Consider the following 17,609-nt stretch of genomic DNA (forward strand, 5'->3'; position numbering starts at 1 on the left):
GCGCAGGCGGAGACGCTGCTGGGGCGTCGCCAAGTGGTAAGGCACCGGTTTTTGGTACCGGCATTCGCAGGTTCGAATCCTGCCGCCCCAGCCAGAGTTTGTGCCATCTGGTGTCAATGAACGCCGAGAGCGTTGCAATTCTGCCCTAAAATGCAAAGACTTTGTGCCAAGTGGGGCCATTGAGTCGCAGCGAAGGGCGCTGCAGCTGGGGGCCTTGCCGGGGGCCTTTCGTGAAGAACAACCGCCTTACAGATCGAGCGTGCTTGGCGGCGAAGCCCGGCGATCGGGAACTGCGCCTGTTCGATGGTCAGGGCCTCTACCTTGCGGTTCTGCCCAGCGGCACGAAGAGCTGGCGATTGAAGTACCGCTTTGCGGGTCGCGAAAAGAAGCTCAATCTGGGTCCGTACCCGTTGCTCTCACTGAAACAGGCACGCGAAGCGCGGGATCGAGCTCGCATCGAAATCATCTCCGGAACCGATCCAGCCGCCGCACGGAAAGCTGCGCGCCTGAAGGCGAAGACCGGCGAGACATTCGAGGAGGTGGCTCGCAGCTGGCATTCGCAGAAACAGCAGAGCCTGTCTCCGCGCTATGCCGCGCACATTCTCTCACGCCTCGAGGCCAACGCCTTTCCAGCGTTCGGACGCACTTCAATCAAGGATGTGACGCCCAGCGACGTGCTGGAGGCAATACGTCGGATCGAGGCGCGGGGCGCCAAGACTATGGCCCACGAAGTTCGGGGCCACATCTCCGAGGTCTTCGTCTGGGCCATTGCATCAGGCCTGGCGGAAACGGATCCAGCAGCGATCATTCGCAAGGCGCTCTCGCCATCCGGCGGTGGGCGCCGGCCAGCACTATTGCGGATCGAGGATGCCCGAACGCTGGTCGAGGCAATCGACAAGGTGCAGCTCGCATCGACTTCGACCAAGCTGGCTTCACGACTTCTCGCGCTGACAGCTGTTCGGCCGGGCGTGGTCCGTCTAGCCGAGAGGAACGAATTCGAGGACTTGGATGGAACGATGCCACTATGGCGTGTGCCGGCATCCAAGATGAAACTGAGCAAGACGCGCAAGGCGGATCCTGCCTTCGACTTCATAGTGCCTCTTTCGTTGCAGGCGGTCGCTACGGTCCGCGCGGCAATGCAAGCCAGCCAACACAAGTCGCTGCTGTTCCCCGGCGATCGCGGGACGAAACCGATCTGCGACTCCACACTGAGCCAGTTGTATCTCGACGCTGGGTATCGCGATCGCCATGTGCCCCATGGCTGGCGGGCAAGCTTCTCGACCATAATGAACGAACGAGCTGCAACCGCAGGCCGCGAAGGCGATCGCGGGATTATCGACATGATGCTCGCGCACATGCCTGGCGGCGTGGAAGCTGCATACAATCGAGCGGCCTACATGCCCCGGCGACGCGAACTCGCTCAAGAGTGGGCAGACTTGCTTCTGCCTTCAGCTCCCGCCCCGGCCAGCTTGATCAAGGCAAAGCGCAGAACACGCTGAACGCCATGGGAGGTGCAGCATGACGGCTGCAGTTCCCAGCTTCGATGCGCAGCCCCTCGGCTTGCTGGCAGCCAAGATCACTGGCGCAGCCCTCGACCGCAAAACACGAGTCCAACTCACGCGCGGCGACAGTCCACGTAGTGGCGAACCCGTCTGGAGAAACAGCTATTACGTTGGACAGATCGAAGATCGGATCTGGCGGCCGATCAACGGCGGCTCTGTCCGCGCCGGCAAGCGCTGGACGGCTGCGCTCCTTAAGGCCGCAAAGGCTTTCGAAATTCGAACACGTGCCGAAAGGCGAGAAAAGGAACCTGGTGCAAGGAACGGTGCTTTGGGAGAGGTCGGAATCGCCGTCCTCGAATACCTCTATGGCAAGGTTGACTATGCCACCGGCCGCCTCGATCCAGCTATCCGAACGATCGCAGACGAAATAGGCCGCGCATATTCCGCCGTGCATGAAGCGATAGTGCGACTGCGCAAGCATGGCTTCCTGCAATGGATGCGCAGATCTCAGCCGATCGAGAACCCAGAGCCGGGAGGCCCTCAGGTGAAGCAGGCTAGCAACGCCTACGCCCTGCTTGTCCCGGAAGCATTAAAGGGCTGGCTAGCCCGTCTGATCGGAAAGCCTCGCACGGCCGACTGCGAGGAAGACAGACGCCGCATGGAGCGCGAAGAATTCGAACGCATGCTCACTGGCCTCTCGGCCACGGAATATGCGCGGGACTTCCTCTGGACTGGCGACAGGCTCCTGGGCGAAACGCTGCGCAATATCGCCGCCGCCCTCGACGGTCGCGATAACCTGCACCGCGAATCCTCCAGCAACGATGAAACCGGGGGATCATACTGATCCATATGAGGAATGAGGCCCCATAGGGGGACCTCATGCCCCTTTAGCTTCCCCCGGTGCCCATCTAGAGGTGTCCCAACCCCCAAACAAAGCGCCGGCCGCACCGGCGCGCAGGGGCGGCTGCGCCGCCCATGGGCTGCCAGGGGGGAAGCGCAAGGTCCATGCCAAGCGCCCCCATGCGTTTGTAGTGCCGACCGAGATGCATTTACGTGCGTCATTCTGCGTTGCGTGATCTCGAAGGGCAGAGGCGCTCTTTTCCCCTGAAACGTCACGCTTCCAGCCATGCGTCAGTGGCAACCGAACTGCGTAAAAACCGACCAAAGAAGCCGAGGGCGAGGCGTGGGGGCGAGGGCGGCGCGCGGGGTCCGGGAACCGGCCCGTTCACATTGGGCTCGCCGAACATGAATGCACTGTCGCATCGCTTGCGGTTGCGCCGTTTGTTCTTCATTCGTTCCGAAATGAGTCGCTACGTTGATGGCATCCCGGTTCCCACCTGCGTGTTTGAGGCAGCTGCCTGGCATCAGACCGTGAGGATCCGCTGCGCCTGCGGTCACACGGCGTTCCATGATCCCCATGGCCTGTGGTGGCTCTGCCGCTGCCGACACTGGGATGATGGCTTCCGGGCCCTCGTCCCGCGCTTCTACTGCACCCGCTGTCTGGCCAGCCTGCGCCGCAAGGTGCGCCCCGCCTCGATCGACGTGGCGAAGGCGAGTGCCACAATCTACCTCCCGATGCCGCCCGACCGGGTTTGGAAGAGCGAGATACGTCGCTTTCGTGGCTAGGCGATTGACAGTGCCCCTCTGCCGCGCTCACCCTCGACGCCCATGTGCAACCTCTACCGCATGACGAAAGCCTCCGCCGAAGTCGCCCGGCTCTTCGGCGCGGCCGATGCGGCGGCGGGCGCCAATCATTCGGAGCTGATCTTCCCCGGCTATCCCGGCCTAGTCGTCGCCCAGGGCGAGGTGCGCCAGATGAACTGGGGCTTCCCGCTGAGGCAGGTGAGCAAGAAGACCGGCAAGCCCATCAAGCCCAAGGCCGTCACCAACACCCGTGACGATCGACTGCACACCGCCTTCTGGAAGGACAGCTTCGTCCACCGTCGCTGCCTGATCCCCGTCAGCGCCTTTGCCGAGGCGGAAGGCGATTATGGCAGCATGACGCGCACCTGGCTGTCAGTGCCCGGCGAAGAACTGTTCGCCATCGCCGGGATCTGGCGCGAGAGCGAAGAATGGGGAGCGGTCTATTCGATGGTCACCTGCCCGCCCACCGCGCAGACGGCCGACATTCACGACCGCATGCCGGTGGTGCTGAACGCGGCCGACCACGCCCGATGGACCGACAGCACCCCGGAACAGGCCTTTGCGCTTTGCCGGCCCTATTCCGAGGTGTTGTCGATCAAGCGGACTGCCGTCCCCTGGATCAGCCGGTGATAATCACTTCCTTCGCAAGCTTGGCGCGACTGTTTCCGCCCACCGTCCAGCGCACTTCTTCCTCGCGGGAATTGAAGCCGGCGAAGATCCTTCGCACTTCGGGGTGATCATTGAGCGACAGGATGAAACGACCCCGGATCTGGCGGAGCTGCTCAGCCATCTGCTCAAACTCACCCCGTTCGAACATCCCGGCGCCATAATCGCGCTCGTTCCCGTAATAGGGCGGATCGAGGTAAAACAGCGTGCCCGGCCGGTCATAGCGGGCAATGAACGCGCTCCAGGGCAGACGCTCGATCGAAACCGAAGACAGGCGTTCGTGCACCGCTTCCAGTACCGGGGCCAGCTTTGTGACATCGAAGCGTGCCGGATTATCGACCGCCACCCCGAAATGCCGTCCGCTCACCTTCCCGCCAAAGCTGGTGCGCTGCAGGTAAATGAACCTCGCCGCCCGCTGCAAATCGGTCAGCGAACGCGGTTCCAGCGCCAACAGCTTCTCGAACCCTGCCCGGCTCGTCACCTGAAAGCGCAGCATGTCCATGAAGGCGACATAGTGGTGCTGCAGGATCCGGAAGAGGTTGGAAACATCCTCTGACCAGTCATTGATCACTTCGGCCTTTGGCTTGCGATCGCGGCGGAAGAACACCCCGCCCATGCCTACGAACACTTCGGCATAGAGTGAATGGGGCGTTTCATCGATCAAGGTGACAAGGCGCTTGGCCAGGTTGCGCTTGCCGCCGATATAGGGCGCCGGCGGCCGGCAGGGGGTAACATGCTCCAGGACGTATCCGGGATTCGACTCCATCTCATTTGTTCCTTATTCGTTCCGCCGCCGAGTCGGCAGGCGGGTTGGCCCCATGGCGGGACCGAGTGGGGACAGGACGAGCATGGATCGTCGGAAAAGGGGCGTTGCCGCGCCCCCTTCCCCCGCCTCTCGGCGGAGGGAATTCAGGCGGCGGTGGCCGTCATCATCGGCTGATATTCGCGATACTGCACCACCGGGAGGCCAGTGCGTTCATTCACCTGCTCCATCGCCCGCATGATCGGTTCGATCTCATTGGGGAAGAAGACGTCCATCGCGCTGCGCACGTCGCCAAAGCCACCGTTGTTCTGCGGGATCACGCCGATCAGCTGGGGCGGCACGCGGTGAGCGGCCAGCAGGTCATCACGGCTCACGTTCTTAATGCTGCCAAAGTCATCCTTGGCGGAAACCTCCGAGATCGGGATCAGCTTCACGCCATCGGGCTTGCCGCCGGACGAATGGATCGCGAGATTCTTGAAGTTGTTGCGGCCTTTCGCTGACGACAGCTGGGCCTTGATCGCCTCGAAGTCCTTTTCGCTGATCGTCGCATCCGTCACGAGCAGGATGTAGCCAGCATGCCCGCCATTGATGTAATATCGACGCCGGAACAGGGTGGCGCTCTCATTGAGCAGGCCTGACTGCAGCGCGCTCAACCAGCCCGGCATGCCATAGATCTCCTGCTCGACATCGGGCTCGCGCAGGTGGATCACCGAATTGGCGGGGAACTCATAATCGCCGCTCACACTCCCCAGGCCGAGCGTATTAGGTTTGACCCAGAAGTAGCGGCCGGCTTCCACTCCCACGCGCGTGTGCAGCGCCGGGCTGACCTCGTACCGCAGCGGTCGCTTCGCCAGGTTGCGGACTTCCTGCAGGAAAAGGTTCCCCATCTGGAGATAGTCCAGCACCGCCCGTTCATGGGTGGCAGCGTCCATCCAGCGCGAAGGGACGAAGTGGCGCTTCAGCAGGTTTACCTTCAGCTTGATCGCGCTCTGGTGGTGGGCGCTCATACGAAAGCTGCGGGCAAGGCCCAGGAACGGCACCGGCGGCTCGTACCAGTCGCCGCAAATCCACGCGCCATCGAAATAGCCCCAGAGTTGGCCGTCCAGCACGCCGGCATCGTCGCCGAACGCAAATGCAACCACCTTGCCGGTCGCGGCCGAATTGCTGGCCTTCTTGCTCATTGGAAAAACTCCACCTTAGCCTTGCGGGTGCCGCCATCTTCGACGCCCAAGGGTTCGTTGATCAGGGCGTGCATCGTCGCCCATGCGATATCGGCATGGCCCAGCTCGCCGCTGCGGCCGGAAACATAAGTCAGCTGCTTGCCGCTGCTGGTCAGGCTGGGCCGGATCATCATGAAGGAATCGCGCACGTCGCCGAATTCGATCGGGATCTCGATGCGGCCGGCGCGCAGCAAATTCTGCGCCTTCATCACCATATGCGCCTTGCCGGTGATCGAATAATCCACCTTGCGCGCCAGCGGGAACCACTTGACCACCTGCTGGTAGACCGCGCTGCCGAAGGCGCTGTTCTCGATCGCGATATCCGTCACATTGTAACGGCGGGCCATCTGCTGCAGCGCGCGGTTCTGCGCGGCAAAATCCCCATCCACCTTCTGCTTTTCCAGCAGGCGGAACTTGCCGCCGGGCCGATCTGGTGGCGCAACCACCATGATCTGGGCATTGTCTCGGCCCTGGTCGTTCGGATCGAAGCCCAGCCACACGGGCTTGTCGCCAAAGGGGCGCGGCGCGGCGGGCTTGAAGTCCTTCCACTTGTAGAAGGCATCCACCATCGCGGGCTGCAGCATCGCCCAGGTGAAGGCAGATTGCGTATCGTCCACGAACAGGCACAGGAACTTGTTGCCGAATTCCTCGACTGAATATCGCCGCTGCAAAGCCTCGCGGTCGAAGCGATCGAAGCCCTGTTCTTCCGCATCGTCGATCGTCACGATCTGGCGCCAGATCCCGTCCGGCCCCACCGCGCCCTGTTTCAGTGCCTTGTGGCTGGTGTCGAACCGCTGGCGCTCCGCCTTTGGCCGGCCCTTGTTCCACTCCTCGCCGCTCCACTTGCCATAGGCGCCATGGGTCACGGTGCTGGGGGTGGAGAAATAGGTCAGGCGATAGAATTTCTGCGACGCCATGGCGCTCGCCGCGGCCTCGAAACTGAGGAAGCCCGGCAGCCAGAAACATTCGTCCAGATAGACGTCGCCGTTATAGCCCTGCGCCGTGCGCAGATTGGTGGCCAGGAAATAGAAGGTCACCGGCTCGAGCTGGTTGCCCTGCTCGTCCTGCCGGTTGATCACCAGCGGGTTGCCCTTCAGCTCGATCCCGGTCGCCGCGAAGACGAAATCCTGAATATAGCTGCGGAAGATCTCGGCCTGGTTCTTCGATGCCGACAGGAAGATCTGGTTATTGCCCGTCTCCATCCCGCGCATGAAGGCCTCGCGCGCGAAATACCAGGTCGCGCCGATCTGGCGGCTCTTCAGGATGAAGCGGATCGTCTGCCCGCTCGCCTCCCACCAGGCGCGCTGGTGGCCGAACAGCCCCTCGGCGAACAGGGCGCGGCACTTTTCGATGTCCTCATGCGTCAGCGCGTTCTTGCGCCGGGATCTCTTGGCCTTGGCCGCCGGTGAATTGCGCCGCTCGATATTGGGATTGAGGTCGGTCTCGTTCCCGCCACTGGCATATTTCCGGCGCCGCTCCACCTTGTCGAGCTGGCGGTTGAGCAGGTCGATTTCCTTGAAGTCGCCGCCGGTCTTCTGTTCCTTGCCCACCAGAGTGAGCAGCCGCTCGAGCAGCCCTTCCTCAAGGCGCAGATCGGGCGCGGCGGCATCCCACTTTTCCCGCCGGCACCAGCTCGCAACGGTTGAGTATTTGAGGCCCAGCTCCCCCGCGATCTGGGTCAGCGCCCAGCCCCGCCAATAGAGCGAGCGCGCAGCGCGGCGCGCCTCGAACGGCACAGCCGGTGCGGGCACATTGCTGTCGGTCTCGGGCGGCTCCTGCATCCCGGCGGGAATGTCGCGTCACTGCCCCGCCCGCACCTTCGCGCACTCCTTGGCGGCACAGCAAGGAGGCGGGCCTGTTGCGTAAAGCAGCCCATTTCGGGCCTTCCAGCCCCATCGAACCCGCTGAACCGCCTCCGCCCTGGGAGACCCCGATGAAGACCAAGAAGTTCCTGCTCGCCACCTCTGGCGCCACCGTCGACGGCCGCAACATCGACGCGAAGATGCTCAAGGAAATGGCCAGCAGCTTCAATCCCAAGACCTATGGGGCCCGGCTCAATATCGAGCATATTCGCGGCATCAGCGGCGACGGCCCCTTCCGGGCTTATGGCGACGTACTCGAGCTCTCGACCGAGGAAATCGAAGTCGATTTCAACGGCCAGAAGGAAACCCGCACCGGCCTCTACGGCGTGTTCGAGGTGACCGAGGAAGCCAAGAAGCTCAATGCCGCAGGACAGAAGGTTTACCCCTCGATCGAGATCGAGCCGAATTTCGCAGGCAAGGATTTCGCTTATCTGATGGGCTGCGCCCTGACCGACAGCCCCGCCTCGATCGGCACCGATCGCCTGACCTTCAACCGCAAGCTGCCCGGCACCATCCTGCTCACCGCCCAGGACTGCGGGATCGAGGCGGCGTTGCTCGAGCTGATGCCGGAAGGCCCGGCAGCCGATGCCGCCGTGCAGGAGGTGAAGAGCTTCTTCTCCAAACTGACCGCGATGCTTCCCGGCGCGGCACCCAGGCAGGAAGAACAGCCCAAGCCCGCCGAACCGGCCCCGGTGGATTTTGCCAAATTCGCCAGCGATCTGGGCGAGACGCTGGACAAGGCCTTCACCAGGCAGGCCGAGGTCAATTCCACCCAGATCACGGCGCTGACGGCCAAGGTCGATGCGCTGGCCGCGTCGATCGAGAACACCGAAGCCCCCAACCAGCCCAGGCGCCCTCCCGCGACCGGCCCCAGCGGCAATTACAGCAAGACTGACTGCTGATCCCCGCCCGCTCCGCCAAACCCCACCCAAGCCGCGCACTTCGATCGAGGACACCAAACGATGCGTAACGAAACCCGCGCCCTCTTCAACGCCTATGTCAGCCAGATCGCGCTGCTCAACGGCGTCGATCGGGCAACCACCAAGTTCTCGGTCGACCCGGTGGTCGGGCAGCGGCTCGAGGAGAAGATCAAGGAATCTTCCGAATTCCTTCAGCTGATCAATATTGAGCCGGTCACCCAGCAATCGGACGAAACGCTCGGCCTGGGCGTCACCCGCACGCTGGCCGGTCGCACTGACACGTCCGGCGCTGGCGAGCGCAACCCGACTGACCCGACCGACAACGAAAAGATCAACGAGTATTTCTGCAAGCAGACCAATTTCGACTGGTCGCTGCGGTATGCTCGGCTCGATGCCTGGCGCCACAAGCCTGAATTCCAGACCATCATTCGCGACGCGATCCTGAAACAGCAGGGCCGCGATCGCATCATGATCGGCTTCAACGGCACTTCGGCGGCGGCCACCACCAATCGCGCCGCCAACCCGCTACTGCAGGACGTCAACGAAGGCTGGCTCTACAAGATTCGCACCAATGCGCCGGAGCAGGTGTTCAACGATGGCAATCTCACCGTCTATGCCAGCGGCGCCAACAATCCTGGCCTCAAGGCGATCTATGTGAAGGCCGGCGTCGAACTCTTCGATGGCGAGGCCGTCTACAATGCCACGGGTGGCTCCGCTGACGCAGCTGCGGACTACAGTTCGATCGATGCCCTGGTGCTGGACGCCAAGCGCATGCTGCCGGAATGGCATCGCGGCGACACGGAACTGGTGGTGATCGTCGGCCACGAACTGGTGGACGACAAATATTTCAACATCGCCCAGCAGACCGGCGCCACTGCCACGGAAGTCGAGGCTACTGACCGCATCCTGCGTTCCAGCAAGACGCTAGGCGGCCTGCCGGCGGTGCGCGTGCCCTTCTTCCCGGCCAACGGCATCCTGATCACCCGCCTCGATAACCTCTCCATCTATTGGCAGGAGGAAACCCGGCGCCGGATGCTCGCGGACGAACCGAAGAAGGACCGCGTGGCCAACTACGAGAGCGTGAACGAGGCCTACGTGGTCGAGGATTACGAGCTCGTCGTTCTGGTCGAAAACATCGTGATCGGCGGGGCACCGGCACGCCCGGCCGCCCCCTAAGCCATAAACCCCGGAGGGGCTGTGAAGGGGAACGCTGCCGGTGCCAGCGGCCAGCCTGGAGCCTGACAAACAGGAGGGGGACGGCACCACGCCCCCTCCACCCACAAATCAGGAGCCGCGCATGTTCAGTCCCGCCCTTCGTCACAAGCAAGCCAAGCTGGCCGCCCTGGCGGCCGCTGCCTCCGGCGCTGTCCTCGTGCAGGGCGAAGCGCCCGCCATGCCCGAGGAGGGCCCGGTCGCGACCGAGTACCAGAGCCTGCTCGGCCAGCTGCACGAGGATCTGCGCAAGCTCCACGAGATCCAGTCGACCGAGGCAAAGGCCGTCGAGAAGGAAAAGATGATCCTGGCCTATCTCGACTGGTGCAAGGGCGCGCTTGAGATCGAGCCGGGCACTGCCGCTCCGCAGGACGAGATCGTAATCCACTGCCTGATCTGGGCCGTCGATATCCGCAACTGGCCGCTGGCGCTGCTGCTGGCCGATCACGTGATCGCGCATAATCTCAAGCTGCCGGAACGCTTCCACCGTTCGCCCCGCGCCCTGTTGTGGAGCGAGCTGGCAGACTTCGCCATCGCCAATCCAGGCGCCGTTCCGCACGATATCCTGCTGCGCGCAGCACCGGGCGACGATCCGGTCAGCGACGTGAAGGACGAAACAATCGCCCGCATGCACCGCGCCATCGGCGAAAGCTGGGCCCTGCAGGCGGAGAATTTCGACGCCTCGGCCGACAGTGCCCCCGCCGGCGGCAAGCCCGCCATGGTCGATGCCGCCCTCGCCTCGCTGCGCCGCGCGCGCCAGCTCGATGCGAAGGTCGGCGTCAAGAAACAGATCGAGCAGCTGGAGCGCGAGGAGAAGAAACTCGCCGCCGCTGCCGCAGAGAATTGAGAGCTCGCGCCACGGCGCCAGGGGGGCGGTGATGCGGAAGCGACGGGATCCTCTCCCCCTGTCGCAACCGCTGATCCCCACCCCCCTTTAGGACCCGACCATGCCCAGCGACGTCATCTCCACCCCGCCGCTTCCTGCCTCGCCCGATGGCAGCACGATCGACGCGGGCGAGTGGTGGCCGACAATCGACGTCAACCAGGTACGCGATCAGGTGAATATCGGCGGCGCGATTCCGCACGCCCGCCTGGTCGAAGCCCTGCAGCAGGGAATGATTTCGGCGATCGACGAACTGGCCGACTGGCAGGCCGCGCAGATCGCCGCCGGCCACGCGGATCTCGGCGCGGTGCCGCCCGCCGTGACGGTGGACGGCAAGCCCCGGCGCGAGCTGCTGTTCCTCTCTGCCGTCTGCTCATTCGCCGCCGCGCGCCTGGCCGAACGCAATCCCGATCTCACCGCCACTCGCGAAGGCAGCGACCGGGCCGACCAGCGCCGCGACATGGCCGACGATCTGCGGCGCGAGGCAACCCACGCCATCCGCCAGATCATGGGCAAGCCGCGCACCAATTCGGAGCTGATCTGATGGCCGCGCTGGAAACCATCACCAGCAAGGCTGGCGAAATGCTCGACCAGATCGTCTGGCGCCATCGCGGCCGTACTGCCGCGCTGGTGGAACAAGCGCTGGAACTCAATCCGGGGCTGGCCGATCTCGGCCCCGTCCTGCCCGCCGGGATCGCCATCACCCTGCCCGAAGCCGCCAGCGCTCAGCCGGTGCGCGAAACCGTGAAGCTGTGGGGGTGATGATGAGCGACCCGTTCCGCGAAATGTCCGAGCCCGCCAAGCACGTGGTCGACGGCCTTTCGATCATGACCATGCTGGGGGCGCTTGTGCAGATCCTGCCGTCCGTCGCGGCTGTCCTGACCATCATCTGGACCGCGATCAGAATCTACGAAACCGACACCATCCGCCGCCTCTTCCGGCGCAAGGGGGAGGATTGACCATGCAGATCTCCGAACACTTCACGCTCGAGGAATTCCTCAAGAGCCAGACGGCCGCGCGCCTGGGAATCGACAACAGCCCCAGCGATACGGTGATCCGCAACCTGCAGGCCCTGTGCCACAACGTGCTGGAGCCGGTGCGGCTGCACTATCGGCGCCCGGTGGTGATATCGTCCGGCTATCGCAGCGCTCTGCTTAATCACTGGATCGGCGGGGCAGCCACCAGCCAGCACCGCAACGGCGAAGCGGCGGACTTCGAAGTGCCCGGCGTTGCCAATCTCGAGGTGGCGCGCTGGATGGAAAAGCACCTCAATTACGATCAGCTGATCCTCGAATTCTACACCCCCGGCCAGGCCAATAGCGGGTGGGTGCATGTCAGCTGGCGCAAGCCCTACCGCAATCAGGAACTGACCGCCGTGAAGCGCGGCGGGAAGACGGTCTATCTGCCGGGGCTGGTGGCGTGAGCCGCCCTCGCCCGCGAGACATGATGCGCGCCGTGTTGGTGCTGCTGCTTGTGGGCGCCTTCGAGCTCGCGCTGTTCTGGCTGTTCCAATGGCCGATCCCCAAGGGCAACCGCGATCTGGTGACTTACATGCTGGGCCAGCTCTCCGGCCTCGCCCTGGCGGCGGTCACTTTCTACTTCGGCACTTCGCAATCGAGCCGGGAAAAGAGCGATGCCATGGCGCGGCTTGCCGCCCCGCCCGCGCCCGAGCCGGAGGCGCCCCCGTCCCCGGCCGAGCTTCCCGAACCTCGCTTCGGCATGGAAGGAAATGCCCGATGATCTTCGCCACCATCACCGCCCTGCTGGCGAAGCTCGGCCTCGGCCAGCAGGCCGCCAATCGCGCCGCGCCCTACGTCTTTGCCCTTAGCCTGCTCGCCGCCGCTGCCACTGGCTTCGCCCTCTGGCTGCACTTCCACGATGCCGGCGTGGTGGAACGGCACCTCGCCGCCGCGAACAACCAGACACTGGGCCGCACGATCAAGGCCAACGAGGCCGCCGCCGCCGAGCAGCTGGCCGACCAGAAAATCCTATCGGACCTGCAGAGGAGTTACGCCGATGCGCTCAACAATCCGCCGCCTGGCGCCAGCCCTGATCCTCGCAAGCGCCTTGATTGCCAGCGCCTGCTCCGGGCCGGCTATCGAGAGGCCGATCTTCCCGCGAGCTGCGGATATGCGGGAAGCGGTGGCACAGGAACCCCGCCCCACCCCTGACATCGTGGACGATCCCGATGCCAGCGCCGCCTTTGGCGCTGCGCATGATGTCTGGGCACTGGGCGTCTCACTCGCCGCCGGCCGCATCTGCCGCGCCGCCGTGGCGATGGGCGCGGATTACGATTTCTGCCCGCCCGCGCCGGCAGGCCAGCCCGACCAGTAAGGAGCCCAGATGATGGCGCAGCAAGCGACAAAGGAAAATCAGGAACGCGAGATCGCGCTGCTGGACGGCTTCGATTACGTGGCCGTTCCGGCAAATTCCGCCGCCATGCCACTGGGCGCGGGCGGCGGCGCTTCCGGCGATACGCTCAGCCATTTGCTGATCACCCCGCTCAATACTTCGCCGGGGCCGGTCTCGATCAAGGATGGGGACGGCGCGGCCATCACCGTCTTTGCCGGCGGGGCAAACAGCCTGGGCCAGCTGGTGCCCTTCCCCGTCTCGCTCGGCGGCAAGTCCGCTTCCGGCCCCTGGAAGATCACCACCGGCGCCAATGTGCAGGCCGTGGCTTTCGGGCGCTTTGCCTGATGCGGCTTGCCAGCACCCTGCTGGCCTCGGCCTGCGCGATCGCCGCGCTCGGCATGGCCACCCCGCACACCACGTTCGGCGCAGGCCTCAAGGTCTGGCATGATGTGTGGGATCCTGACACGGTATTCGCTGACTTCGCTGGCACGCCCGCCACGCTGGGCTCCCGAGTGGCGCTGGTGCTCGACAAGTCGTTGTGGAATGGCCGGACGCGGGCGCAGGAACTGGCGCAGCAGCCGGAACTTGTGACAAATGGCGATTTCTCGGATGGCCTAGCCGGTTGGACTGCGGCTCCTGCCTCTGGCAGTGTCGGAAATGGCATCATATCGCAGAGCTCCGGCGGCGGAATACGCGTTACCAACGATGCTTCTGGTTTCAATTTTGGGCTGGCGTCTCAGGCCATCAACTGCGTGCCAGGTTGCCTCTACAAGGTGACGCTCTCTCGCGGTGCGACGTCCAGTGGATCATTGGCCTTTTGGTATGTTGGAGATGCACCGAACGGGAATCAGGCGACCGCCGTGGCGGCGAACATCACCACAAACACGCGATACTTCTTAGCCACCAAGGCCACGCATTATCTCAACCTCGGGGCCTACGTGAATGTCGCCAACGGTTGGGCTGAGTGGGACAATATCTCCGTCAAAGCCCTCCCCGGCCCGCACATGGCGCAGGCTTCCACTGCCCAGCAGCCATTCTATGGCCGCGTGCCTCGTGGCGGGCGCAGGAACCTTCTGACCTATACGGACCCAGACGCTGTGGTGCCGACCGGATGGACTGACTTTAGCGCCGCCCCACCGGGTAAGAGCTTCGCCGCTCTTTCCAACGGCATTTCGGGGCTGCGCTTCCAATCGTCGGGAAATCGTCCAAGAATTTCGCAGTCCTCTGTGACTGTCACTGCCGGCCAGACCTTCACTGCGACCGTTTACGTTGAACCGGGATACACTGCGCCTCCACCATCCATCTCGGGTAACGACGTTCTACGTCTGTTTGTTTCAGGCGGCGCAGACATTCGAGCCAGTCTTGGGCAAGAGGATGAAAACGGCAGGCTCACATTGGTATACACCGCGACCGTGGGCGGTGTGCTCGTATTCCAATACGGGCCGGGGATCGATGGCCCCGTCACAGGCCACGACGTTGTGATGGGGGGCGCTCAGCTTGAAACCGGCTCCACCGCAACGGCCTATCAGAAGGTCTTGCAGCCCTACGACGTAACCGAAGCCGGGGTGCCCAGCGTTCCCTGCCTATACTCGGATGGCGTAGATGACGGGATGGTGACGCCTCCGCTCGACCTGACCGGAACCGACAAGCTCGCCGTGTTCACTGCGGTTGAAAAAATGAGCGATGTGGCAGCCGGTATTCTTATCGAACTTAGTTCAAACATGGCCAGCAACAACGGCTCCATATTTGTCGCCGCCCCCGCAGCATCAAACGCCTCATACGCCAGCGCGTCTAAGGGCAATGCACAATCAACGGCTAGTTACATCAACGCAGTAGTCGCGGCGCCTAATACCGCCGTGCTGACTGGGCTGGGCAACATCTCTGGCGACAGAGCAACCCTCCGAATAAATGGCGCACAAGTGGCTCAATCCACTGTTGATCAAGGCACTGGAAACTACGGCAACCATCCACTCTACTACTTCCGGCGCGGCGGCACATCGCTGCCATTCAACGGCTATTGGTTCGGCGACATGATCGTCGCCGGCATTCCCTCGCCCGCCCAGATCGCCTGGGCGGAAGATCACTACAATCGCATCGCAGGGGCTTACTGATGGCGCTGGTTCTCATCGTTCCCGCCGCCTTGCTGGAAGCGGCCAATGCGCTGGGCGCTGCCCTTGGCCACGGCCCCCAATCCTATTCCATCGCCCTCTCGCCATCAGGCGAAGCGCCCGCCAGCCATTTCGGCCTCAACCTGGTCGAGCCGGATCAGGCCTTTCTCGCCATGCTGGCGGGGGCCGGTGAGGGCGTGATGCCGCAAGGGCTGGAATTCCCTGCCGGGGACTTTGCCGAAGTCATGGCAGGGCTGATTTCCACGGATGGGGAATTTTTCGCCGTGGCCACGGCCAATGGCCTCCGCATCGTGGAAGCCACGCAATGAGCCCCACCCCGCCCGCGAGGATCGCCGATGAAAAAGCCTGACAGCCTGCGCGCCAAGCTGATGGAGATCTTTCCCGAGCTGACCCGCGACCCCCACCGCCTGCGCATGTGGATCGAAAAGGGCGCGGTAAAATGCCGCGCCGCCGATCCCGCCCAGGGCGAGAACCTCAGCTACCGCCTCGACTACACGCTCACCGTCGTGATCGAGGAATGGACCCGGCCCAGCCTGCTGATCTGGATCGTGCTGCTGGACTGGCTGCGGATCCACGAACCCGCCCTGCTCACTGCCGCCAATGGGCGCGGGCTGGAATTCGAGGCCGATCTGATCTCCAACGCCAAGGCGGATATCAGCTTAGACCTGCCCCTGTCCGAAGCGGTGATCGCCACCCGGCGCGCGGATGGCGGCTTCGATATGCAGGTGAAAGAAGAGCCCGATCCCCTGATGCCGGACACCATGCCCATCGTGGCGGGCGGAGAGCGGCTCAAGGCGATCTGGCTGGACGGCACTCAGCTGGTGCCCGATCCTCTGGCAGCCGAGCGGGCCTGATGGAACGCAAGGGCGAGCTGGAGGCAATTGAGCCCTTCTTCGGCGAGCTGCTGCAGGCCGTCGAACCGCGCGGCCGGCGCAAGCTGATCGACAGGCTGATGCGCGCCGCCCGCCGCGCCAATGCCCAGCGCATCGCCACGAATTTGGAACCGGATGGGGCAAAGATGGCCCCGCGCAAGAAGCGCAAGGGCAAGCGCGGCAAGATGTTCCGCCGCCTGGGCAAACAGTCCAGCCTCAAAATCCGCACTTCACCCGAAGAAGGGGAACTGCGCTTTGGCAGCCGCTCAGTTGAGGACACCGCCGCCACTCACCACTTCGGCCTGACCGGCTTCGTCGGCCGCACCCGCGACGGCCGCGTGATCCGCACGAAATACGACGCACGGCGGGTTCTGGGCTTCGGGAAAGAGCAGGAGGAATTGCTCGACGAAGTGCTGCGGCATTTAACAGAGACTGCAAACTAAAGCTTTTTCCGCGGTTCTTGGTATGCTTTATCTAGGTGCTTTTGAGCCTCTTCTTTGTCAAAATCACCGCCGATGAATTTGTCAAAATCTTCGCCGATGTAACTCAATATTGATTTGGCAATTCGCCCGATATCAAGTCCGTCGGCGATAACAGGAACCGTTCGGTCCTGCTCGCAGCGATCCGCTCCATCATAGAACTGTACGCCTCCCCCATCGCAGTGCCATTTCACGATACATTTGGGGCTGACTAAACTGTCTTTGCGGGACACATTTGCATTCAAACCGGCCAAGAAATCGGCCACGTTGAGCGGTGAGACTCGTCCTTTCTCAAATGCTGCAATCAAGCGGAACAGGTTACGATACCAATCGCCAACAGGATCGAGGTGACTTGCACCAGAGCCACCCACTCCAATTCGAGGAAACCATTTGCTTTTGTCCAATCTCATATATCGGTTCGTCTGCATTATCGGTTCACCGGCCGGACCTAGAACAAGTCCGATCGTGTAAAGTCGAGGAGCCCCCTCCACGATGGCTGGCGCGACAACAAAGTGCCCCGCAACTGGCATCTTAGAAATGTGGATGGGCAAGGACTTTCGCATCTCCTCAACGAGCACACCTATGTAGTTTTCCAAGGGCATTGCAGGCAGGTCGATGAGGAGATCGTTCATCCACTCAGAAGGCTCGGTCTGGCGGGCAGAAGCGCCGAGCCCAGCATAGCCCAACAATGCACTTCCATCTCGCGCACTCACCTCCAGCATCTTGCACCCATCGTCTCTATGACGATTGGGATATGAGAGCCGACGATCAGCAAGCAACCAGGCAGATTTTTTGCCCAAAACCGCAAGGATGAAAGTCACAATGAAGGCTCCTAGTCCGGCTGACTATCCCGCACCTCACACCCCTCACCCATCACGGCGCGCAGCTCGCCCTCGATCCGGTGGATGTCCCGCCAGTCGCGGATGTTATCGAGTGACCGGCGCGAACCTCTGATCTCGCGGCCTTCCTCGTCCACTACGTAAAGCCACCTTCGCATCGCGCTCCCCTTCCGGCTTGCCCCCACAATTGCTGCCCCAACGCCNGGCTAGGCAGGGGCCTCCTTGCCATGCCGCCAAGGAGGCCCCTGCCTAGCCAGCGCGCGCGG

At 63.2% G+C, this 17,609-nt stretch carries 24 protein-coding genes and 1 tRNA gene; 20 read left to right on the forward strand and 5 right to left on the reverse strand.

Annotation, left to right across the window (positions count from 1 at the left end; translation table 11 throughout):
* Positions 1-19 precede the first annotated feature (19 nt).
* The 5 genes from SZ64_RS07775 (at position 20) to SZ64_RS07795 (ending at position 3,776) form a co-directional block, all read left to right on the forward strand.
* Positions 20-94: transfer RNA gene (locus tag SZ64_RS07775), tRNA-Gln, on the forward strand.
* Positions 95-230: 136 nt separating this feature from the next.
* Positions 231-1,499: an integrase arm-type DNA-binding domain-containing protein gene (locus SZ64_RS07780; protein ID WP_054530292.1), complete on the forward strand. Its 1,269-nt coding sequence runs from the start codon at positions 231-233 to the stop codon at positions 1,497-1,499.
* A 19-nt stretch (positions 1,500-1,518) separates the two neighbouring features.
* Positions 1,519-2,346, forward strand: a complete 828-nt coding sequence (locus SZ64_RS07785; protein ID WP_054530293.1) for a hypothetical protein — start codon at positions 1,519-1,521, stop codon at positions 2,344-2,346.
* Positions 2,347-2,804: 458 nt separating this feature from the next.
* Positions 2,805-3,128 (forward strand): hypothetical protein, encoded by a 324-nt coding sequence (locus tag SZ64_RS07790; RefSeq protein WP_156313572.1) that lies wholly within the window; start codon positions 2,805-2,807, stop codon positions 3,126-3,128.
* A gap of 42 nt (positions 3,129-3,170) precedes the next feature.
* On the forward strand, positions 3,171-3,776 hold the full coding sequence (locus SZ64_RS07795; protein ID WP_054530295.1) for an SOS response-associated peptidase family protein: 606 nt from the start codon (positions 3,171-3,173) through the stop codon (positions 3,774-3,776).
* Here SZ64_RS07795 and SZ64_RS07800 read toward each other — a convergent pair.
* From SZ64_RS07800 to SZ64_RS07810, 3 genes are all read right to left on the reverse strand, one after another.
* Entirely contained in the window at positions 3,766-4,578 is an 813-nt protein-coding gene (locus SZ64_RS07800) for a DNA adenine methylase (RefSeq protein WP_054530296.1), read from the reverse strand. The genes SZ64_RS07795 and SZ64_RS07800 overlap by 11 nt on opposite strands.
* Before the next feature lie 143 nt (positions 4,579-4,721).
* Positions 4,722-5,756 carry a phage portal protein gene (locus SZ64_RS07805; RefSeq protein ID WP_082384475.1) on the reverse strand — a complete coding sequence of 345 codons (1,035 nt, stop codon included), beginning with the start codon at positions 5,754-5,756 and terminating at the stop codon, positions 4,722-4,724.
* On the reverse strand, positions 5,753-7,576 hold the full coding sequence (locus SZ64_RS07810) for a terminase family protein (RefSeq protein ID WP_054530297.1): 1,824 nt from the start codon (positions 7,574-7,576) through the stop codon (positions 5,753-5,755). The genes SZ64_RS07805 and SZ64_RS07810 overlap by 4 nt, the downstream gene beginning before the upstream one ends.
* A gap of 152 nt (positions 7,577-7,728) precedes the next feature.
* Here SZ64_RS07810 and SZ64_RS07815 point away from each other — a divergent pair, with 152 nt between their 5' ends.
* The 15 genes from SZ64_RS07815 to SZ64_RS07885 all read left to right on the forward strand — a co-directional run bounded on the left by SZ64_RS07815 (position 7,729) and on the right by SZ64_RS07885 (position 16,468).
* Positions 7,729-8,559, forward strand: a complete 831-nt coding sequence (locus tag SZ64_RS07815) for a GPO family capsid scaffolding protein (protein ID WP_054530298.1) — start codon at positions 7,729-7,731, stop codon at positions 8,557-8,559.
* Between the two features lie 60 nt (positions 8,560-8,619).
* Positions 8,620-9,753 (forward strand): phage major capsid protein, P2 family, encoded by a 1,134-nt coding sequence (locus SZ64_RS07820; RefSeq protein WP_054530299.1) that lies wholly within the window; start codon positions 8,620-8,622, stop codon positions 9,751-9,753.
* A gap of 121 nt (positions 9,754-9,874) precedes the next feature.
* Positions 9,875-10,636, forward strand: coding sequence for a phage terminase small subunit (gpM, locus tag SZ64_RS07825; RefSeq protein ID WP_054530300.1), 762 nt, complete (start codon positions 9,875-9,877; stop codon positions 10,634-10,636).
* Between the two features lie 100 nt (positions 10,637-10,736).
* The gene (locus tag SZ64_RS07830) at positions 10,737-11,216 is read left to right on the forward strand and encodes a head completion/stabilization protein (protein ID WP_054530301.1); all 480 of its coding nucleotides are present in this window, start codon (positions 10,737-10,739) and stop codon (positions 11,214-11,216) included.
* Entirely contained in the window at positions 11,216-11,434 is a 219-nt protein-coding gene (locus tag SZ64_RS07835) for a tail protein X (RefSeq protein ID WP_193391515.1), read from the forward strand. The genes SZ64_RS07830 and SZ64_RS07835 overlap by 1 nt, the downstream gene beginning before the upstream one ends.
* Positions 11,434-11,631, forward strand: a complete 198-nt coding sequence (locus tag SZ64_RS07840; RefSeq protein ID WP_054530302.1) for a hypothetical protein — start codon at positions 11,434-11,436, stop codon at positions 11,629-11,631. Before SZ64_RS07835 ends, SZ64_RS07840 begins: the two co-directional genes overlap by 1 nt.
* Before the next feature lie 2 nt (positions 11,632-11,633).
* Positions 11,634-12,095: a D-Ala-D-Ala carboxypeptidase family metallohydrolase gene (locus SZ64_RS07845; RefSeq protein ID WP_054530303.1), complete on the forward strand. Its 462-nt coding sequence runs from the start codon at positions 11,634-11,636 to the stop codon at positions 12,093-12,095.
* Entirely contained in the window at positions 12,092-12,412 is a 321-nt protein-coding gene (locus SZ64_RS07850; RefSeq protein ID WP_156313573.1) for a hypothetical protein, read from the forward strand. Before SZ64_RS07845 ends, SZ64_RS07850 begins: the two co-directional genes overlap by 4 nt.
* Positions 12,409-12,843 carry a hypothetical protein gene (locus SZ64_RS07855; protein WP_054530305.1) on the forward strand — a complete coding sequence of 145 codons (435 nt, stop codon included), beginning with the start codon at positions 12,409-12,411 and terminating at the stop codon, positions 12,841-12,843. Before SZ64_RS07850 ends, SZ64_RS07855 begins: the two co-directional genes overlap by 4 nt.
* Complete coding sequence (locus SZ64_RS07860) at positions 12,815-13,006, forward strand: hypothetical protein (RefSeq protein ID WP_054530306.1); 192 nt, start codon at positions 12,815-12,817, stop codon at positions 13,004-13,006. The genes SZ64_RS07855 and SZ64_RS07860 overlap by 29 nt, the downstream gene beginning before the upstream one ends.
* A 9-nt stretch (positions 13,007-13,015) precedes the next feature.
* Positions 13,016-13,369, forward strand: coding sequence for a hypothetical protein (locus tag SZ64_RS07865; RefSeq protein ID WP_054530307.1), 354 nt, complete (start codon positions 13,016-13,018; stop codon positions 13,367-13,369).
* Positions 13,369-15,135 carry a hypothetical protein gene (locus SZ64_RS07870; RefSeq protein WP_054530308.1) on the forward strand — a complete coding sequence of 589 codons (1,767 nt, stop codon included), beginning with the start codon at positions 13,369-13,371 and terminating at the stop codon, positions 15,133-15,135. The genes SZ64_RS07865 and SZ64_RS07870 overlap by 1 nt, the downstream gene beginning before the upstream one ends.
* Positions 15,135-15,461: a hypothetical protein gene (locus SZ64_RS07875; RefSeq protein ID WP_054530309.1), complete on the forward strand. Its 327-nt coding sequence runs from the start codon at positions 15,135-15,137 to the stop codon at positions 15,459-15,461. The genes SZ64_RS07870 and SZ64_RS07875 overlap by 1 nt, the downstream gene beginning before the upstream one ends.
* Before the next feature lie 27 nt (positions 15,462-15,488).
* Positions 15,489-16,007: a phage tail protein gene (locus tag SZ64_RS07880; RefSeq protein WP_054530310.1), complete on the forward strand. Its 519-nt coding sequence runs from the start codon at positions 15,489-15,491 to the stop codon at positions 16,005-16,007.
* Positions 16,007-16,468, forward strand: a complete 462-nt coding sequence (locus SZ64_RS07885; RefSeq protein ID WP_054530311.1) for a phage virion morphogenesis protein — start codon at positions 16,007-16,009, stop codon at positions 16,466-16,468. The genes SZ64_RS07880 and SZ64_RS07885 overlap by 1 nt, the downstream gene beginning before the upstream one ends.
* Here the strand turns inward: SZ64_RS07885 and SZ64_RS07890 are convergent.
* Both SZ64_RS07890 and SZ64_RS18550 read right to left on the reverse strand, forming a co-directional pair.
* Positions 16,465-17,325 carry a hypothetical protein gene (locus SZ64_RS07890; protein ID WP_156313574.1) on the reverse strand — a complete coding sequence of 287 codons (861 nt, stop codon included), beginning with the start codon at positions 17,323-17,325 and terminating at the stop codon, positions 16,465-16,467. The two genes, SZ64_RS07885 and SZ64_RS07890, sit on opposite strands and share 4 nt — an antisense overlap.
* Before the next feature lie 11 nt (positions 17,326-17,336).
* Entirely contained in the window at positions 17,337-17,501 is a 165-nt protein-coding gene (locus SZ64_RS18550; RefSeq protein ID WP_156313575.1) for a hypothetical protein, read from the reverse strand.
* Positions 17,502-17,609 lie beyond the last annotated feature (108 nt).

The organism is Erythrobacter sp. SG61-1L, from assembly GCF_001305965.1.
Lineage (GTDB): Bacteria > Pseudomonadota > Alphaproteobacteria > Sphingomonadales > Sphingomonadaceae > Andeanibacterium.

What these genes read in the sequence shown, in the direction of transcription:
- SZ64_RS07785 (WP_054530293.1), top strand. Translation starts at nt 1,519, where the DNA reads ATGACGGCTGCAGTTCCCAGCTTCGATGCGCAGCCCCTCGGCTTGCTG.
- SZ64_RS07790 (WP_156313572.1), top strand. Translation starts at nt 2,805, where the DNA reads ATGAGTCGCTACGTTGATGGCATCCCGGTTCCCACCTGCGTGTTTGAG.
- SZ64_RS07795 (WP_054530295.1), top strand. Translation starts at nt 3,171, where the DNA reads ATGTGCAACCTCTACCGCATGACGAAAGCCTCCGCCGAAGTCGCCCGG.
- SZ64_RS07800 (WP_054530296.1), bottom strand. Translation starts at nt 4,578, where the DNA reads ATGGAGTCGAATCCCGGATACGTCCTGGAGCATGTTACCCCCTGCCGG.
- SZ64_RS07805 (WP_082384475.1), bottom strand. Translation starts at nt 5,756, where the DNA reads ATGAGCAAGAAGGCCAGCAATTCGGCCGCGACCGGCAAGGTGGTTGCA.
- SZ64_RS07810 (WP_054530297.1), bottom strand. Translation starts at nt 7,576, where the DNA reads ATGCAGGAGCCGCCCGAGACCGACAGCAATGTGCCCGCACCGGCTGTG.
- SZ64_RS07815 (WP_054530298.1), top strand. Translation starts at nt 7,729, where the DNA reads ATGAAGACCAAGAAGTTCCTGCTCGCCACCTCTGGCGCCACCGTCGAC.
- SZ64_RS07820 (WP_054530299.1), top strand. Translation starts at nt 8,620, where the DNA reads ATGCGTAACGAAACCCGCGCCCTCTTCAACGCCTATGTCAGCCAGATC.
- gpM (WP_054530300.1), top strand. Translation starts at nt 9,875, where the DNA reads ATGTTCAGTCCCGCCCTTCGTCACAAGCAAGCCAAGCTGGCCGCCCTG.
- SZ64_RS07830 (WP_054530301.1), top strand. Translation starts at nt 10,737, where the DNA reads ATGCCCAGCGACGTCATCTCCACCCCGCCGCTTCCTGCCTCGCCCGAT.
- SZ64_RS07835 (WP_193391515.1), top strand. Translation starts at nt 11,216, where the DNA reads ATGGCCGCGCTGGAAACCATCACCAGCAAGGCTGGCGAAATGCTCGAC.
- SZ64_RS07840 (WP_054530302.1), top strand. Translation starts at nt 11,434, where the DNA reads ATGATGAGCGACCCGTTCCGCGAAATGTCCGAGCCCGCCAAGCACGTG.
- SZ64_RS07845 (WP_054530303.1), top strand. Translation starts at nt 11,634, where the DNA reads ATGCAGATCTCCGAACACTTCACGCTCGAGGAATTCCTCAAGAGCCAG.
- SZ64_RS07855 (WP_054530305.1), top strand. Translation starts at nt 12,409, where the DNA reads ATGATCTTCGCCACCATCACCGCCCTGCTGGCGAAGCTCGGCCTCGGC.
- SZ64_RS07865 (WP_054530307.1), top strand. Translation starts at nt 13,016, where the DNA reads ATGATGGCGCAGCAAGCGACAAAGGAAAATCAGGAACGCGAGATCGCG.
- SZ64_RS07870 (WP_054530308.1), top strand. Translation starts at nt 13,369, where the DNA reads ATGCGGCTTGCCAGCACCCTGCTGGCCTCGGCCTGCGCGATCGCCGCG.
- SZ64_RS07875 (WP_054530309.1), top strand. Translation starts at nt 15,135, where the DNA reads ATGGCGCTGGTTCTCATCGTTCCCGCCGCCTTGCTGGAAGCGGCCAAT.
- SZ64_RS07880 (WP_054530310.1), top strand. Translation starts at nt 15,489, where the DNA reads ATGAAAAAGCCTGACAGCCTGCGCGCCAAGCTGATGGAGATCTTTCCC.
- SZ64_RS07885 (WP_054530311.1), top strand. Translation starts at nt 16,007, where the DNA reads ATGGAACGCAAGGGCGAGCTGGAGGCAATTGAGCCCTTCTTCGGCGAG.
- SZ64_RS18550 (WP_156313575.1), bottom strand. Translation starts at nt 17,501, where the DNA reads ATGCGAAGGTGGCTTTACGTAGTGGACGAGGAAGGCCGCGAGATCAGA.